We start from the raw sequence: 15,236 nt of genomic DNA, 5'->3' as shown, positions 1-15,236 counted from the left end.
TGGAAGGTGAACTTCTGCAAGTTCACCAACGAGACGCGCAACGGCATCGAGGACTCGTCGAAGCACTCCGGCCTGAAGTTCATCGCCGCCGTCAACGGCGCCTGCGCCGGCGGCGGCTACGAGCTGGCCCTGGCCTGCGACGAGATCCTGCTGGTGGACGACCGCTCCTCCTCCGTCAGCCTGCCCGAGGTGCCGCTGCTGGGCGTGTTGCCCGGCACCGGCGGCCTGACCCGCGTGACCGACAAGCGCCACGTGCGCCACGACCTCGCCGACATCTTCTGCACCAGCGTCGAGGGCGTGCGCGGCCAGCGCGCCGTCGAGTGGCGCCTGGTGGACCAGGCCATCAAGCCCGCGCAGTTCGCCGCCGCCGTGCAGGAGCGCGCCGCCGAGCTGGCCCAGGCCAGCGACCGGCCCGCCGACGCCAAGGGCGTGGCGCTGACGCGCGTGGAGCGCCAGGAGAACGGCGACACCATCGAGTACGCCAACGTTCGCATCGAGGTGGACCGCGCCAAGCGCACCGCCACCCTGACCCTGAAGGCGCCCACCGGCGCGCAGCCCGCGGACGCGGCCGGCATCGAGGCCGCCGGCGCCGCCTGGTGGCCGCTGGCCCTGGGCCGCGAGCTGGACGACGCCATCCTGCACCTGCGCACCAACGAGCTGGACATCGGCACCTGGCTGCTGCGCACCGAGGGCGACGCGCGGGCCGTGCTGGCCGCCGATGCGCTGATGCTGGCGAACCAGGACCACTGGCTGGTGCGCGAGACCCTCGGCCTGTTGCGCCGCACCTTCGCGCGGCTGGACGTCTCCTCGCGCAGCCTGTTCGCGCTGATCGACGAGGGCTCCTGCTTCGCCGGCATGTTCGCCGAGCTGGCCTTCGCCGCCGACCGCGCCTACATGCTGGCCCTGCCCGACGCGCCCGAGAAGGCGCCGCGCATCGTGCTGGACGAGTTCAACTTCGGCCTGCTGCCGCTGGTCAACGACCAGAGCCGCCTGCAGCGCCGCTTCTACGAGGAAGCCGCGCCGCTGGAGGCCGCGCGCGCCGCCGCCGGCCGCGAGATCGATGCCGACGAGGCCGTGAAGCTGGGCCTGGTGACGGCCGCGCCCGACGACATCGACTGGGCCGACGAGCTGCGCATCGCCATCGAGGAGCGCGCCGCCATGTCGCCCGACGCCCTCACCGGCATGGAGGCCAACCTGCGCTTCGCCAGCAAGGAGAACATGCTCACCCGCGTGTTCGGCCGCCTCACCGCGTGGCAGAACTGGATCTTCCAGCGCCCCAACGCCGTCGGCGAGAAGGGTGCGCTGAAGGTCTACGGCACCGGCGAGAAGGCCGGCTTCGACATGAACCGCGTTTGACCGAACCGAGAGGAGAGTCCCCATGAGCAGCATCAACTACAGCGAGAAGATCCCCAACAACGTCAACCTCTCGGAAGACCGCACGCTGCAGCGCGCGCTCGAGGGCTGGCAGCCGAACTTCATCAACTGGTGGGACGACGTCGGCCCCGAGGGTTCCACCAACTACGACGTCTATCTGCGCACCGCGGTGAGCGTGGACCCGAACGGCTGGGCCCAGTTCGGCCACGTGAAGATGCGCGACTACCGCTGGGGCATCTTCCTGAACCCGGGCGACGCGGAGCGCAAGATCCACTTCGGCGACCACATGGGCGAGAAGGCCTGGCAGGACGTGCCCGGCGAGCACCGCGCCAACCTGCGCCGCATCATCGTCACGCAGGGCGACACCGAGCCCGCCTCGGTCGAGCAGCAGCGCCACCTGGGCCTGACGGCGCCCAGCCAGTACGACCTGCGCAACCTGTTCCAGGTCAACGTGGAGGAAGGCCGCCACCTGTGGGCGATGGTCTACCTGCTGCACAAGCACTTCGGCCGCGACGGCCGCGAGGAGGCCGAGGCCCTGCTGGAGCGCCAGAGCGGCGACGAAAACAACCCGCGCATCCTGGGCGCCTTCAACGAGAAGACGCCGGACTGGCTGAGCTTCTTCATGTTCACCTACTTCACCGACCGCGACGGCAAGTTCCAGCTCTCCGCGCTGGCCGAGAGCGCCTTCGACCCGCTGGCGCGCACGACGAAGTTCATGCTGACCGAGGAGGCGCACCACATGTTCGTGGGCGAGTCCGGCGTCAGCCGCGTGGTGCAGCGCACCTGCCAGGTGATGAACGAGCTGAAGACCGACGACCCGAAGAAGGTGCGCGAGGCCGGCGCGATCGACCTGGAGACCATCCAGCGCTACCTGAACTTTCACTACTCGGTGACCATCGACCTCTTCGGCGCCGACCAGTCGAGCAACGCCGCCACCTTCTACAGCTCGGGCCTGAAGGGCCGCTACGAGGAAGGCAAGCGCACCGACGACCACGTGCTCAAGGGCCAGACCTACAAGGTGCTCGAAGTGCAGAACGGTCAGCTCGTCGAGAAGGAAGTGCCGATGCTCAACGCGCTGAACGAGGTGCTGCGCGACGACTTCATCAAGGACTCGGTGGCCGGCGTCGGCCGCTGGAACAAGGTGATCGAGAAGGCCGGCATCCCCTTCCGCCTGCAGGTGCCGCACAAGGCATTCAACCGCGCCATCGGCGCGCTGGCCGGCATCCGCATGTCGCCCGACGGCCGCGTGGTCAGCCAGGCCGAGTGGGACGCGAAGAAGAAGGAGTGGCTCCCCACCGACGAGGACCGCGCCTTCGTCGCCTCGCTGATGGGCCGCGTGGTCGAGCCCGGCAAGTTCGCCAACTGGATCGCGCCGCCCGTCATGGGCATCAACCGCCAGCCGGTGGACTTCGAATATGTCCGTTTCGGCTAAGGTCGGCTGACGCGCCGCCGCCCCACCTGCACGAAGAAGGAGGGGCGCGCGCCGCACCACAAGGAGAGACACGATGGACATGGCTGTCGACGCGGCGGTGATCAGGCAGCACCTGATCGACCCCGAGATCTGCATCCGCTGCAACACCTGCGAGGCCACCTGCCCGGTCGGCGCGATCACCCACGACGACCGCAACTACGTGGTGCGGGCCGATGTGTGCAACAGCTGCATGGCCTGCATCTCGCCCTGCCCGACCGGCTCGATCGACAACTGGCGCACGATGCCGGTGGTCCGCGCCTACAGCATCGAGGAGCAGCTCACCTGGGACGAGCTGCCGGCCGAGCTGACGCCCGACCAGCTGGCCGCCGAGGGCGTCGCCGCCGACGAGGTGGCCGCCGCCGCGCCGCCCATGCCCGAGCCGCAGCCCGCCGAGGCCGAGCCCGGCACCGCGCCCTTCAACTCCGCCAGCTACGGCGCCACGCGCCCGCCGTGGTCGGCCGCGCATCCGTACACCAACCTGCACGCGCCCAAGAGTCCGGTCGTCGCCACCGTCACCGGCAACTTCAACTGCACCGAGGCCGGCTTCGACAGCGAGACGCACCACGTGGTGCTCGACTTCGGCGCCATGCCCTTCCCGGTGCTGGAGGGCCAGTCCATCGGCATCATCCCGCCGGGCCTGGACGCGCTGGGCCGGCCGCACCAGCCGCGCCAGTACTCGGTGGCCAGCGCGCGCAACGGCGAGCGGCCGGGCTACAACAACCTGTCGCTCACCGTGAAGCGCGTCACCGAGGACCACCAGGGCCAGCCGGTGCGCGGCATCTGCTCCAACTACGTGTGCGACCTGAAGGTGGGCGACGAGGTCAAGGTCGTCGGGCCTTTCGGCAGCAGCTTCCTGATGCCCAACCACCCGAAGTCGCACATCGTGATGATCTGCACCGGCACCGGCAGCGCGCCGATGCGGGCCATGACCGAGTGGCGCCGCCGCCTGCGCAAGAGCGGCAAGTTCGAGGGCGGCAAGCTGATGCTCTTCTTCGGCGCCCGCACCCCGCAGGAGCTGCCCTACTTCGGCCCGCTGCAGTCGCTGCCCAAGGACTTCATCGACATCAACTTCGCCTTCTCGCGCATGCCCGGCCAACCGAAGAAGTACGTGCAGGACCGCCTGCGCGAGCGCGCCGCCGACCTGGTGGCGCTGCTGCAGGATGGCGCCAGCCACTTCTACGTGTGCGGCCTCAAGAGCATGGAGGAAGGCGTGGTGCTGGCGCTGCGCGACGTCGCCAACGACGCCGGGCTGCACTGGGAGAGCGTGGCCGCGCAGCTCAAGCAGGAAGGGCGGCTGCACCTGGAGACGTACTGACCCGGCAACCGCGCCCGAACCTGCGCGTCCATGGAAGCGCTGCTATTCGGGAGGCGCGAGCGCTTCCACCCTGGCCGCGACGGCCCGGCAGGCCGTCAGCAGGTCGGCCACGATGCGCTCGTCGATGTTCAGGTCGCCTTCGTATTCGCCGAGGTTGCGGATGTCGTGGCACTTGGACAGCACGCGCCACACCTCGGGTCCGAGTCCGACCGTGTGCGGCAGCATCTGGAAAACGATGTAGCGGTTGCCCGAGCGGTACCCGTGCCAGCGCAGGGCGGCGAGGCTCAGCGCATGGACGGCGTTGTAGGCCAGGTCGAAGCGGCTTTCGAGCGACAGGGTGCGGGTGCCGGCATCGGCCAGCCGGGCTTTCCCGGAACGCAGCAGGCCCCCGAACTCCGCCGCATCGGGCGGCTCTGCCCGCAGCGGCTTGCCGGGGCCGCACAGGTTCTCAAACGCTGAAGGCATGCTCGTCTCCCATCAACCAGATCTTCGGCTGCTGCAGGACGCGGGTGGCGAATGCGTCCTGGCGCGCGACGCGACGCGCCAGTTCCTCGCGCGTGTAGATCGTCGGGTTCACGGGGCGGCCCAGTTGCCGGCCCACGGACTCCAGCGCGCCGAACAGATCGGCGTAGCTCAGTTCGTCGCTGACCACCATCAAGTCCACGTCGCTGCTGGCGGTGTCCTGCCGCTTCGCCACGGACCCGAAGACGAACGCCGCATGGATCCGGCCGGCCAGCGGAGCGAGCGCCGCGCGCAAGGGCCCGGCCAGGCCCACCGTCTTCTGCACGATGCCGTGCAGTTCCTCGTAGATCGGCGCTTGCGGATTGGCCTGGTAGTACTTCTGCCGGCCGGACTGCTGCACGGTGACCAGTCCGCTCTGCGCCAGGCGTGCCAGTTCGCGCTGCACCGCGCCCGAGCCGCTGCGGGCCAGGGCGATGATCTCGCTGGCGTAGAAGGCGCGCTGCGGCTGTCCGAACAGAACGGCCAGGACGCGCTGCTGGGTGCCGGTGAACAAGGCATCCGCCAGGCTCATGCCGCTTGCCGGCGGCGGCGCCTTCGAAGACGAGGACAGGTCTGTTTCCATGGCAGGCACATTATGCCCAGAATGGGTTGATAGATGCCCATTCTGGGTTGAATCGTCGCCATCCTCCGACATTAAGCTGACATCCCATGCGTTTTGCCGATTTCTTCGCCGGCCAGGTCATCGAGGCCGGCCCCCATCAGGTCACCGAGGACGAGCTGACCGGCTTCGCGCGCCAGTGGGACCCGCAGTGGTTCCACACCGAGGCCGCGGCCGCCGCCGAGGGCATCTTCGGCGGCTTGATCGCCAGCGGCTGGCACACCTGCGCCATCGCCATGCGGCTGGTGGTGCAGGCGGCGCTGGAGGGCTCCGAGTCCTTCGCCTCGCCCGGCCTGCAGTACGTGCGCTGGCCCAACCCGGTGCGGCCCGGCGACCTGCTGCGCCTGCGCGCCGAGGTGATCGAGGCGCGCCGCTCCGAGAGCAAGCCGACCCTGGGCATCCTGCGCTGGCGCTGGCGGCTGTTCAACCAGCATGGGGCCGAGGTGCTGGACACGGAGGTGACCAGCCTGTTCCGGCTGGCGGCGCCCTGACGATTCACGTCTGGCGCGCGTAGCGCCCCGGCGGTTCGCCCACGTGGCGGCGGAAGGCCGTGCTGAAGGTGCTCGCCGAGCCGTAGCCGACCCGCTCCGCGACGGCCGTGATGCCCGCCTCGCCGCGCCGCAGCAGGTCCTTGGCGACCGCCATGCGCCACGCGAGCAGGTATTCCATCGGCGGCAGCCCCACCGCGTGCGTGAACCGCTCGAAGAAGGCAGAGCGCGAGAGTGCCGCCTTCTTCGCGAGCTGCGCCACGGTCCAGGGCCGGCCGGGGTCGGCGTGCATGTGCCGCAGCGCGGCCGACAGCCTCGTGTCGGCGAGGCCGCGCAACAGCCCGGGAGGGGCGTCCGCGGCGGGCGCGGCGCGCAGCGCCTCGATGAGCAGCACCTCCACCAGCCGCGTGAGGACCAGTTCGCGGCCGGCCCGCCGCTGGCGCGACTCGTCGCCGACCAGCCGCACCAGCGTCGAGAGCCGCCCGACGCCGCGCACGTGCACCAGCACCGGCAGCAGCGCCACCAGCAGCGCCGTGTCGGGCGAATCGAAGAGGAAGTAGCCTCCGAGCAGACGCACGTCGGGCCGCCCGCCGCGCCTGCCGTGGCGGACCTCGCCGGCCGGCGAGGCGCTCGCCTTCGGGTCGATGCGCAGGGGCGTGACCGCCTCGAAGCCCGACAGCGTGAAGCCGGGCGTGGCCGGCAGGAAGACGAAGTCGCCTGCCTCCAGGGTGCAGGCCTGCTGGCCCTCGACGGCCAGCAGGCAGCGGCCTTCGAGCACTGCGCAGAAGCTCGGCTGCGCGAACTCGGCGTACCGCACGCCCCAGCGGCCGGCGCCGCTGATGCCCTTGGCGAACACGGCGCGCGGCTTGAGGAGGGTGACGATCTCCGACAGCGGGTCGCTCATGTCTGGACGATGGCAAATCAAATGTGGACGCTTCATTGTAGAAAGTCCGAAGACCAAGGCCTATCGTTGCTTCATCGAAACCAACCTTCCATGAAGCACATGAAGACCGTCCTCATCACCGGCTGCTCCTCGGGCTATGGCCTGGAGACCGCCCGCCGCTTTCTCGGCCAGGGCTGGCAAGTGGTCGCCACCATGCGCGCGCCGCGCCAGGACCTGCTGCCCGCCTCGCCGCGCCTGCGCGTGCTGCCGCTCGACGTGACCCGGCCCGAGAGCATCGCGGCCGCACTGGAGGCCAGCGGGCCGATCGACGCGCTCGTCAACAACGCCGGCATCGGCCTCTTCGGCGCCTTCGAGGCGACGCCGATGGCGACGGTGCGCGACGTGTTCGAGACCAACACCTTCGGCGTCATGGCGATGACGCAGGCCGTGCTGCCGCAGTTCCGCGCGCGGCGCTCGGGCGTGGTGGTGAACGTCACCTCCAGCGCCACGCTGGCGCCGATGCCGCTGGTGGCGGCCTACACCGCGAGCAAGACGGCCATCGAAGGCTTCACCGGCTCGCTGGCGCACGAACTGGCGGGCTTCGGCATCCGCGTCAGGCTCGTGGAGCCGGGCTATGGCCCCACCACGCGCTTCGCCCACAACGGCGCCTCGCGCATGGAAGGGCTGATCCCCGAGGCCTACGGGCCCTTCGCGCAATCGGTCTTCGCCGGCTTCACGCAGGCGGCCGCCGTGACGACCGAGGCCGACGTGGCCGAGGGCGTCTGGCGGGCCGTGAACGACACGGCCGGGCAGTTGCGCTTTCCCGCCGGGGCCGATGCCGTGGCGCTGGCGCAGCGCCATGCGGCGGCGGGCGCCGAGGGCTAGCGTGCCGGCGCGGCGATCGTCGGCAGCACCTGCCCGCGACTCTCGCCGAATCCGATGCGTGCGTGCCCCGGCTTCTCGCACCAGCCGCGCAGGATCACCGCGTCGCCGTCTTCGAGGAAGGCGCGCTGTTCTCCGGTGGACAGCGCCACCGGCGCCTGGCCGCCGCGCGCCAGTTCGATGATGGCGCCGGCCTCGCCCGCGCCGGGGCCGGAGACGGTGCCGCTGCCGAACAGGTCGCCGGGCTGCAGCGCGCAGCCGCCGACGGTGTGGTGCGCCACCATCTGCGCCGGCGTCCAGTACTGGTGGCGGAAGCTCGTGGCCGACAGGCGCGTCGGGCCCTTCGCGCCGCGCCGCGCCTGCTCGCTCTCCAGCCACACCTCCAGCCGGATGTCGATGCCGCCGGCGGCGCGCTGCGCCGCGTCGTCGAGATAGGCCAGCGGCTGCGGGTCGCCGGCGGGGCGCGGGAAGGGTGTACGGTAGGGCACCAGCGCCTCCATGGTCACGATCCACGGCGAGACGGTGGTGGCGAAGTTCTTCGCCAGGAAGGGGCCCAGCGGCGCCATCTCCCACATCTGGATGTCGCGCGCCGACCAGTCGTTGAGCAGGCCGATGCCGAAGATGTGCTCCTCGGCGCGCGCCAGCGGGATCGGCTCGCCGGCGGCGTTGCCGGTGCCGATCCAGATGGCCAGCTCCAGCTCGTAGTCGAGCTTGGCGCAGGGCTGGTGGACCGGCGTGCGGCCGCCGGGCGGCAGCGCCTGGCCCATCGGGCGGCGAAAGCGTTGGCCGCTCACACCCAGGGTGGAGGCGCGGCCGTGGTACGCGATCGGCAGCCAGCGGAAGTTGGGCGTCACGTCCCCGTCGGGGATCATCAGCCGCGTGATGTTCAGCGCGTGGTCGAGCGAGGTGTAGAAGTCGGTGTAGTCGCCCACGCGCGCGGGCAGGGCATGTTCGACCTCGGCCTGCGGCACCAGGCAGGCGCGCACGGTGTCGGCCTGCGCGGCGTCTTCCTTCAGCAGCGCGAACACGCCGTGCCGCAGCGCGCGCCAGGCACCGGCGCCGAGCGCGAAGAGGGCATTGAGTTCGGGCTGCGCCGCTGCCTGCGCAGCCTGCTGCGCCGAGCCGTCGAGCAGGCCCGCGCCGGCCAGCGCGCCCAGGTCCAGCACCTGGTCGCCGATGGCGACGCCGCCGCGGAAGGCCTCCTGCGAGCCCTTGCACCGGAACACCGAGAAGGGCAGGTTCTGGATCGGAAAGTCGCTGCCTTCCGCGTTGGCGTTGTCCACCCAACTGCGCGCGGCGGGGTCGTGCGTATGGTTCAGTGCCATGCTCATGCTGCCGTTCCCATCAAGGCATCGTCGAAGATCGCCACCGCCCGCGTCCAGCCGGCCGAGGCGCCGCGGATCTTGTGCGGGAAGCAGCTGATGAAGAACCCATGAGGCGGCAGCGCCTCCAGGTTGTGCAGCTTCTCGATGTGGCAGTAGCCGATGTCGCGCCCGGCCTTGTGGCCTTCCCAGATCAGCGAGGCGTCGTGCGTCTCGCCGTACTTCTTCGCGGTGTGCACGAAGGGCGCGTCCCAGCTCCAGGCGTCGGTGCCCGTCAGGCGCACGCCGCGCTCCAGCAGGTACATGGTGGCCTCGTAGCCCATGCCGCAGCCGGCGCTCACGTAGTCGTCATGGCCGTAGCGCGAACCGGCGCGGGTGTTGACCACCACGATCTCCAGCGGCTTGAGTTCGTGGCCGATGCGCGCCAGCTCCGCCTCCACGTCGGCGGCGGTGACGACATACCCGTCGGCGAAGTGGCGGAAGTCCAGCTTCACGCCGGGCTGGAAGCACCATTCCAGCGGCACGTCGTGGATGGCGATGGCGGGCTTCTTCCGGCCCAGCGCCTTGTCCATGGTGGAGTGGAAGTGGTAGGGCGCGTCCAGGTGCGTGCCGTTGTGGGTCGAGAGCTGCACCAGCTCCACCGCCCAGCCCTCGCCGTCGGGCAGGTCCTCCTTCTTCAGCCCGGGGAAGAAGGGCTCGATCTGCTCGAAGGTGTGCTCGTGCGTGAAGTACTGGATCTTGGGCGCGAAGGCGGGTGGATCGCTCATCACATCGTTCTCGAGGAAGATGGACAGGTCGACAAACTTGCGGGGCATGGCGCTTCTCTCTTTCGTGGGTTCGGTGTCAGGGCCGCTGCCAGCGCAGCAGCCGTTGCTCGGCCAGGGCCAGCAGCGCGTTGCTGGCGAAGCCGATCAGTCCCAGCAGCACGATGCCGGCGAACAGATCGCTGGCGCGGAAGGCCCGCGCCGCCAGCAGGATGGCCTGGCCCAGCCCGCCCTGCGAGGCGATCATCTCGCCCACCACGGCGACGATGAGGGCGATGGTCAGCGCCAGCCGCGCGCCGGCCAGGATGTCGGGCAGCGCATGCGGCAGGCCGATCTTGAAAATGAAGGCGGCGCGCGACAACTGCAGGCAGCGCGCGGCTTCCGCCAGCCGCGCGTCCACCGTCGCCAGCCCGTGCACCGTGGCCAGCAGCACCGGCCACATCGCGCCGAAGGCCACCACCGCCAGCACCATGCGCGGGCTCAGCCCGAAGATCGAGATCGCCAGCGGCAGCACGGCCGAGGCCGGCAGCGGGCGGATGAACTCCAGCATCGGCTGCAGCCAGGCGCGCGCCGCGGCCGAGGCGCCGACCAGCACGCCCAGCGCCACGCCCAGCAGCGAGGCCAGCAGCCAGCCCTGCAGCATGCGGGCGACCGTGTCGCGCGTCCATGCGGCCAGCTCGCCGTGGCCGCTGCCGGTGAAGTTGAAGCCTTCGGCCAGGCTGGCCCAGGTGGCCTGCGGCGTGGGCAGGAAGACGCGGCTGACCCAGCCGCCATTGCTGGCCACCCACCACAGCGCCACCAGCGCCGCCAGCACCAGCGCCGAGCCGAGCCAGCCGCCGCGCGCCGGGGCCTTCATGCCGCGGCCCCCATGCGCCGGGCGACGCGCTGCTGCATCCGCAGCATGCCGGCGTTGACCGCATAGCCCACCACGCCGATCCAGCCCAGCCAGGCCAGCATCAGCGCCGGGTCGAAGCTCTGCTGCGCGATCATCATGGCGTAGCCCATGCCGTGCGGGTTGGCGGCGATCTCCACCGTCACCGCCACCACCAGCGCCACCGCCACACCCAGGCGCAGCGCGACGAACAGGCGCGCCGCGATGGCCGGCAGCACGATCTTGAGCGCCCGCTCGTGCACCGAGAGGCCGAGCACGTGGCTGACTTCCAGCAGGCGCGGCTCCACCTGCCGCACCGCCGCCTGCACCAGCAGCAGCAGCGGCCAGAAGGTGGCGAAGGCGACGATCGCCAGCTCCATGCGCACGCCGAAGCCGAACATCAGCATCGCCAGCGGGATCAGCGCCACCGAGGGCACCGTGCGCAGCAGCTCGGTGGTCATGAAGCCCATGCGCGCCGCGCGCGGCGACAGGCCCAGCGCGATGCCGCCGGCCAGCGCCAGCGCGCCGCCCACCAGCAAGCCCAGCGCCGCGGTGCCGAGCGTGAAGGCCGTGGCCTGCCACAGCGAGCCGTCCACCGCGGCGCCGGCGAAGGCCTTCACCGCCGCGCTCACCGGCGCCAGCGCGTCGCTGCCCAGCGCCGCGGCGCGCCGCGCGTACAGCTCGAAGGCGAGCAGCAGCACGGCGGGCACCACCCACGGCCGCAGGCGCGCGAGGAGGCCGCGCCACCCATGCGGATTCGCGCTCGATGAACCAGGAGCCGTTCGGGCTGAGCTTGGCCTGTCCTGAGCCTGTCGAAGGATCGAAGCCTCGCGCGGCGCTTCGACAGGCTCAGCGTGAACGGTGGGTGGGGCGGAACGCGGTGCCGTATCAGGCATGGCCCTGCTCGATGAAGGCGAAGAGTTCGCGCCGCAGGCGCAGGAACTCGGGATGCTCGCGCGTGGTGAGCTGGTCGCGCGGCCGCGGGATCGTCACCTCGATCATCCTTGCCAGGCTCGGCCGGCCCGGGCCGGGGTTGGCCTGCAGCGCGATCACGCGGTCGCCCAGGTAGATGGCTTCCTCCAGGTCGTGCGTCACGAAGATCACCGTCAGGCCGTCCTCGCGCACCAGGCGCGCCAGCTCGTCCTGCAGGCCCTGGCGCGTGAGGGCGTCCAGCGCGCCGAACGGCTCGTCCATCAGCATCAGCTCGGGTCGCTGCGCCAGGCAGCGGGCGATCTGCACGCGCTGCTGCATGCCGCCCGAGAGCTGCAGCGGGAACCTGGCCGCGTGCGCGGCGAGGCCCACCTTCGCCAGCACCTCGGCCGCGCGCGCCGCGTGCTCGGCGGCCGGCACGTGCGCGGCCTCCAGCGCCAGGCGCACGTTGCCTTCCACCGTGCGCCAGGGCAGCAGCGCGCGGCCGTAGTCCTGGAACACGAAGGCGATCTCGCGCGAGGGCGCGGTCACCGGCACGCCGTGGCGCAGCACGCGCCCGCCGCTGGGCACGACCAGCGCGCTGGCGGCGCGCAGCAGCGTGGTCTTGCCGCAGCCGCTGGCGCCGACGATGCACACGAACTCGCCGCGCGCCACGTCGAAGCTGGTGGGCGAGAGGATCTCGCGCCCGCCCAGGCGGATGTTCACCGCATCGAAGCGCAGCAGCGGCGCGTCGGCGCTGCCGGAAGGCGCGGCCGCGGTCCCGGCGCGGGCCGTCACGAAGTCGGAGGCACCCATGGTCGGCCGGCGTGCTTCAGCGGGCGATCAGGCGGGCGACGTCGGGCGCGGACTTCAGCATCTCCTGGTCCTTCATCAGCCCGACCCAGTAGGCCAGTTGCCTGTCCGTCACCACCGGGCCGGGCGGTGAGATCTGCACCTTGGCCAGCACGTCCGGCGGCAGCTTGATGTACTTGCCGATGATGGCGCGCACCTTCGCGTCGTTCTTCGGCTGTTGCATGAAGGCGGCCGCCTCCACCAGCGATTCGCGGAAGGCGCGCACGGCCTGCGGGTGCTTCTCGGCCCAGTCGCGCCGCGCGGCGTGCACGATGGTCTGGTTGCCTTCGGGCAGGAAGGTCGAGTAGTAGCTGGCGACGTAGCCCGCGCCGGATTCGGTGATGCGGCTCATGAAGGGGTCGGCCGACACCACCGCGTCGACCGAGCCGCCGCGCAGCAGGTCCGCATGCTGCGGGAAGGCGGCTTCCACGAAGTTGACCTTGCGGTAGTCCACGCCCTGGTCCTTCAGCCAGGCGCGGAAGGTCACGTGCAGGAAGGCGCCCAGGCCCGGCACGCCGATCTTCTTGCCGACGCAGTCCTGCGCGGTCTTGATGCCCGAGCCGGCGCGCGCCACCAGGCCGAAGCCGGTGATGGTCTTGGAGGTGAGGCCGCCGCCGGCCACCAGCACCAGGTCGAGACCGCCGTCGACCGCCTGCAGGAACACGGAGGGCGTCGGCCCGCCGATGGTGAGCGAATCGGACTGCAGCGCCGCCGGGATGGTGGAGTTCAGCGGGATGAACTTCGGCTCCACGTCGAGCCCGCGCTTGGTGAAATAGCCCTCTTCCCTGGCCACGAAGACCGAGGCGAAGTCGGTCACCGCGGTGTAGCCGAACACGATCTTCGTCGTGCCCTGTGCGCGGGCGGGCAGGGCGGCGGCGAGCGAGGCCGCGCCGAGCGCGGTGAGGGCGGTGCGTCGTTTCATCAGGCTTGTCTCCGTGGGATGGTCTTCTTGGGGGGCGTGGCGGCGGAACGGCCGGCGCGCGGCCGCGGCAGCGCGGCGCGCAGGCCGCCGACGATGAAGTTCACCAGCAGCGCGCCGGCGGCCGGGTCGGCGGCGTGGTCCTCGCCGCCCGAGAGGCGCTCCACCCGCGTGTCGGTCAGGTGGTGCAGCAGCGCGCCGAGCGCGAACTGGTAGCCCCACGCCACCTGCCCGCGCGTGGCGTGCGGCAGGGCGCGGTGCAGCGCGTCGATGAAGGCGGTGGCCAGCGGGTCGAAGTAGCGGCGCAGCACCTGGTCGGCCTCGGGCGTCGCGTGGTACAGCTCGCGCGCCACCAGCAGCGCGTAGTACTCGCCCTCGCTGCTGGCGCGCAGGGCCAGCACCGGCGCGGTGAAGGCGTCGATGATGCGCGGCAATGTGCGCGCGTCGGCCGGGTCGATGTGCACCGCGGCCAGCGCGGCCAGGCGCTCCTCGATCGTGTGGTTCCAGTGCGCGAAGATGGCTTCGAACAGCTCGTTCTTGGGTCCGAAGTAGTAGCCCACCAGCGCCAGCGGCACGCCGGCCTCGTCGGCGATCTGGCGGATGCTCACCGCGTGGTAGCCGTGGCGGGCGAACAGCTTCTCGGCCGCCAGCAGGATGGCCTGGCGGCGGTCCGGGCGCGGCTCGGCCGAGACGGCGCGGGCGCGGCGCGCGGGGCGTGGCACGGTGGGCGGCCGGGCGTTCATGGCGCATATTGAACGTCTGTACAAAAGACTTGTACACGCGTGCAAACCCGAAGTCGCGCAGATGACGGTGCCCGGGGGAATCCGCATTGAGCGCCCTGCTGCGCCGCACTACCCTGGCGCCATGACCGCTCCTGCCTACGTCCCCCAGATCCGCCTCTTCCAGAACTGGCTGCGCGACGCGCGCGGCCTCGCCTTCGACAGCTACGACGCCCTGTGGCAGTGGTCGGTGACCGACCTCGACGCCTTCTGGCAGAGCCTGTGGGACTACGCAGGCATCCAGTCGCCCACGCCGCACACGGCGGTGCTGGCCGAGCGCCGCATGCCCGGCGCGGTGTGGTTCCCGGGCGCGCAGGTCAACTACGCGCACGAGGTGTTCAAGCACGTCGACAAGGCGCACGCGGCCGGGCTGCCCGCCGTCATCAGCGAGAACGAGCGCGGCGAGGTGCGCGAGCTGTCGTGGCCCGAGCTGAGGCGGCAGGTCGCCTCCGTCGCGCTCACGCTCAAGGGCATGGGCGTGCAGCGCGGCGACCGCGTGGCGGCCTACCTGCCCAACATCCCGGAGACGATGGTCGCCTTCCTGGCCTGCTCCAGCATCGGCGCGGTGTGGAGCGTGTGCGCGCCCGACATGGGCACCGCCGCCGTGGCCGACCGCTTCCGGCAGATCGAGCCCAAGGTGCTGGTCGCGGCCGACGGCGTGCACTACGGGCAGAAGGCCATCGACCGCAGCGCCGTGCTGCAGGAGCTGCGCGCGCAGCTGCCGACGGTGGAGAAGCTGCTGCTGCTCAAGACGCCGTATGCAGCGGCCGAGGTGCCGCACGACATCGACTGGCATGCCGCCACCGCGCGCGACGATGCCGAGGTGGCCGCTTTCCAGCCCGAGTGGCTGCCCTTCGACCACCCGGTGTGGATCGTCTACTCCAGCGGCACCACCGGCCTGCCCAAGCCCATCGTGCACGGGCAGGGCGGCATCCTGCTGTCGATGGCGGTCTCGCAACTGCACTACGACACGGGGGCGAGCTACGCACCCAACAGCCTCGGCGAGCGCTTCCACTGGTACAGCTCCACCGGCTGGGTGATGTGGAACGCGCAGCTCGCGGGGCTGGTCTCGGGCACCACCTGCGTCATCTACGACGGCCACCCTGCGCACAGCAAGGAGCAGCCCGACTGGTCGGTGCTGTGGCGCTTCGTCGCGCGCCACCGCGTCACCTTCTTCGGGGCCGGTGCGGCCTACTTCACCAACTGCATGAAGGCCGGCGTGCAGGCGCGCGAATGCGGCGAGCTGTCGCAGGTGCGCGTGCTGGGCAGCACCGGCTCGCCGCTGGC

The 15,236-nt window shown here is 71.1% G+C and carries 16 protein-coding genes; 6 read left to right on the top strand and 10 right to left on the bottom strand.

All coding sequences use genetic code 11. The annotated features are described in order from the left end of the window. The 3 genes from boxC to boxA all read left to right on the top strand — a co-directional run. On the top strand, positions 1–1,356 hold a 1,356-nt coding region (gene boxC / locus ACIY1X_RS17705), incomplete at its 5' end, for a 2,3-epoxybenzoyl-CoA dihydrolase (protein ID WP_399682956.1). Between the two features lie 22 nt (positions 1,357–1,378). Next, positions 1,379–2,806, top strand: coding sequence for a benzoyl-CoA 2,3-epoxidase subunit BoxB (boxB, locus tag ACIY1X_RS17700; protein ID WP_399682953.1), 1,428 nt, complete (start codon positions 1,379–1,381; stop codon positions 2,804–2,806). Positions 2,807–2,879: 73 nt separating this feature from the next. Continuing rightward, positions 2,880–4,160: a benzoyl-CoA 2,3-epoxidase subunit BoxA gene (boxA, locus tag ACIY1X_RS17695; protein ID WP_399682950.1), complete on the top strand. Its 1,281-nt coding sequence runs from the start codon at positions 2,880–2,882 to the stop codon at positions 4,158–4,160. A gap of 42 nt (positions 4,161–4,202) precedes the next feature. Here boxA and ACIY1X_RS17690 read toward each other — a convergent pair whose 3' ends face one another. Continuing rightward, positions 4,203–4,625 (bottom strand): hypothetical protein, encoded by a 423-nt coding sequence (locus tag ACIY1X_RS17690; RefSeq protein WP_399682947.1) that lies wholly within the window; start codon positions 4,623–4,625, stop codon positions 4,203–4,205. After that, complete coding sequence (locus ACIY1X_RS17685) at positions 4,609–5,244, bottom strand: nucleotidyltransferase domain-containing protein (protein WP_399682945.1); 636 nt, start codon at positions 5,242–5,244, stop codon at positions 4,609–4,611. The genes ACIY1X_RS17690 and ACIY1X_RS17685 overlap by 17 nt, the downstream gene beginning before the upstream one ends. An 86-nt stretch (positions 5,245–5,330) precedes the next feature. Between ACIY1X_RS17685 and ACIY1X_RS17680 the strand changes: the two genes are divergently transcribed. Next, positions 5,331–5,771 (top strand): MaoC family dehydratase, encoded by a 441-nt coding sequence (locus ACIY1X_RS17680; protein ID WP_399682943.1) that lies wholly within the window; start codon positions 5,331–5,333, stop codon positions 5,769–5,771. Between the two features lie 4 nt (positions 5,772–5,775). Here ACIY1X_RS17680 and ACIY1X_RS17675 read toward each other — a convergent pair whose 3' ends face one another. Next, positions 5,776–6,672: an AraC family transcriptional regulator gene (locus ACIY1X_RS17675; RefSeq protein ID WP_399682940.1), complete on the bottom strand. Its 897-nt coding sequence runs from the start codon at positions 6,670–6,672 to the stop codon at positions 5,776–5,778. Positions 6,673–6,771: 99 nt separating this feature from the next. Here ACIY1X_RS17675 and ACIY1X_RS17670 point away from each other — a divergent pair, with 99 nt between their 5' ends. Beyond that, complete coding sequence (locus tag ACIY1X_RS17670) at positions 6,772–7,536, top strand: SDR family oxidoreductase (protein WP_399682938.1); 765 nt, start codon at positions 6,772–6,774, stop codon at positions 7,534–7,536. Here ACIY1X_RS17670 and fahA read toward each other — a convergent pair. From fahA to ACIY1X_RS17635, 7 genes are all read right to left on the bottom strand, one after another. Beyond that, positions 7,533–8,864, bottom strand: a complete 1,332-nt coding sequence (gene fahA / locus ACIY1X_RS17665) for a fumarylacetoacetase (RefSeq protein ID WP_399682936.1) — start codon at positions 8,862–8,864, stop codon at positions 7,533–7,535. The two genes, ACIY1X_RS17670 and fahA, sit on opposite strands and share 4 nt — an antisense overlap. Beyond that, positions 8,861–9,670, bottom strand: a complete 810-nt coding sequence (locus tag ACIY1X_RS17660; RefSeq protein WP_399682933.1) for a cyclase family protein — start codon at positions 9,668–9,670, stop codon at positions 8,861–8,863. The genes fahA and ACIY1X_RS17660 overlap by 4 nt, the downstream gene beginning before the upstream one ends. 28 nt (positions 9,671–9,698) lie before the next feature. Then, positions 9,699–10,475: an ABC transporter permease gene (locus ACIY1X_RS17655; protein ID WP_399682930.1), complete on the bottom strand. Its 777-nt coding sequence runs from the start codon at positions 10,473–10,475 to the stop codon at positions 9,699–9,701. Beyond that, the gene (locus ACIY1X_RS17650; RefSeq protein WP_399682928.1) at positions 10,472–11,191 is read right to left on the bottom strand and encodes an ABC transporter permease; all 720 of its coding nucleotides are present in this window, start codon (positions 11,189–11,191) and stop codon (positions 10,472–10,474) included. Before ACIY1X_RS17650 ends, ACIY1X_RS17655 begins: the two co-directional genes overlap by 4 nt. A 187-nt stretch (positions 11,192–11,378) precedes the next feature. Beyond that, entirely contained in the window at positions 11,379–12,215 is an 837-nt protein-coding gene (locus tag ACIY1X_RS17645) for an ABC transporter ATP-binding protein (RefSeq protein ID WP_399682926.1), read from the bottom strand. Between the two features lie 16 nt (positions 12,216–12,231). Next, complete coding sequence (locus ACIY1X_RS17640) at positions 12,232–13,176, bottom strand: ABC transporter substrate-binding protein (protein ID WP_399682957.1); 945 nt, start codon at positions 13,174–13,176, stop codon at positions 12,232–12,234. After that, entirely contained in the window at positions 13,173–13,913 is a 741-nt protein-coding gene (locus ACIY1X_RS17635; protein WP_399682923.1) for a TetR family transcriptional regulator, read from the bottom strand. Before ACIY1X_RS17635 ends, ACIY1X_RS17640 begins: the two co-directional genes overlap by 4 nt. A 121-nt stretch (positions 13,914–14,034) precedes the next feature. Between ACIY1X_RS17635 and ACIY1X_RS17630 the strand changes: the two genes are divergently transcribed. Beyond that, positions 14,035–15,236, top strand: a 1,202-nt coding sequence (locus tag ACIY1X_RS17630) for an AMP-binding protein (RefSeq protein ID WP_399682921.1), incomplete at its 3' end; no start/stop codon positions are given.

Origin of the sequence: Xenophilus sp., assembly GCF_044462705.1 — a bacterium.
Lineage (GTDB): Bacteria > Pseudomonadota > Gammaproteobacteria > Burkholderiales > Burkholderiaceae_C > Xenophilus > Xenophilus azovorans.
Note: the sequence above shows the minus strand (reverse complement) of the source record. Positions and strands in the feature narration are given on the sequence as shown.

Excerpts from the sequence above, each read along its gene's own strand:
- boxB (WP_399682953.1), top strand. The coding sequence starts at position 1,379 with ATGAGCAGCATCAACTACAGCGAGAAGATCCCCAACAACGTCAACCTC.
- boxA (WP_399682950.1), top strand. The coding sequence starts at position 2,880 with ATGGACATGGCTGTCGACGCGGCGGTGATCAGGCAGCACCTGATCGAC.
- ACIY1X_RS17690 (WP_399682947.1), bottom strand. The coding sequence starts at position 4,625 with ATGCCTTCAGCGTTTGAGAACCTGTGCGGCCCCGGCAAGCCGCTGCGG.
- ACIY1X_RS17685 (WP_399682945.1), bottom strand. The coding sequence starts at position 5,244 with ATGGAAACAGACCTGTCCTCGTCTTCGAAGGCGCCGCCGCCGGCAAGC.
- ACIY1X_RS17680 (WP_399682943.1), top strand. The coding sequence starts at position 5,331 with ATGCGTTTTGCCGATTTCTTCGCCGGCCAGGTCATCGAGGCCGGCCCC.
- ACIY1X_RS17675 (WP_399682940.1), bottom strand. The coding sequence starts at position 6,672 with ATGAGCGACCCGCTGTCGGAGATCGTCACCCTCCTCAAGCCGCGCGCC.
- ACIY1X_RS17670 (WP_399682938.1), top strand. The coding sequence starts at position 6,772 with ATGAAGACCGTCCTCATCACCGGCTGCTCCTCGGGCTATGGCCTGGAG.
- fahA (WP_399682936.1), bottom strand. The coding sequence starts at position 8,864 with ATGAGCATGGCACTGAACCATACGCACGACCCCGCCGCGCGCAGTTGG.
- ACIY1X_RS17660 (WP_399682933.1), bottom strand. The coding sequence starts at position 9,670 with ATGCCCCGCAAGTTTGTCGACCTGTCCATCTTCCTCGAGAACGATGTG.
- ACIY1X_RS17655 (WP_399682930.1), bottom strand. The coding sequence starts at position 10,475 with ATGAAGGCCCCGGCGCGCGGCGGCTGGCTCGGCTCGGCGCTGGTGCTG.
- ACIY1X_RS17645 (WP_399682926.1), bottom strand. The coding sequence starts at position 12,215 with ATGGGTGCCTCCGACTTCGTGACGGCCCGCGCCGGGACCGCGGCCGCG.
- ACIY1X_RS17635 (WP_399682923.1), bottom strand. The coding sequence starts at position 13,913 with ATGAACGCCCGGCCGCCCACCGTGCCACGCCCCGCGCGCCGCGCCCGC.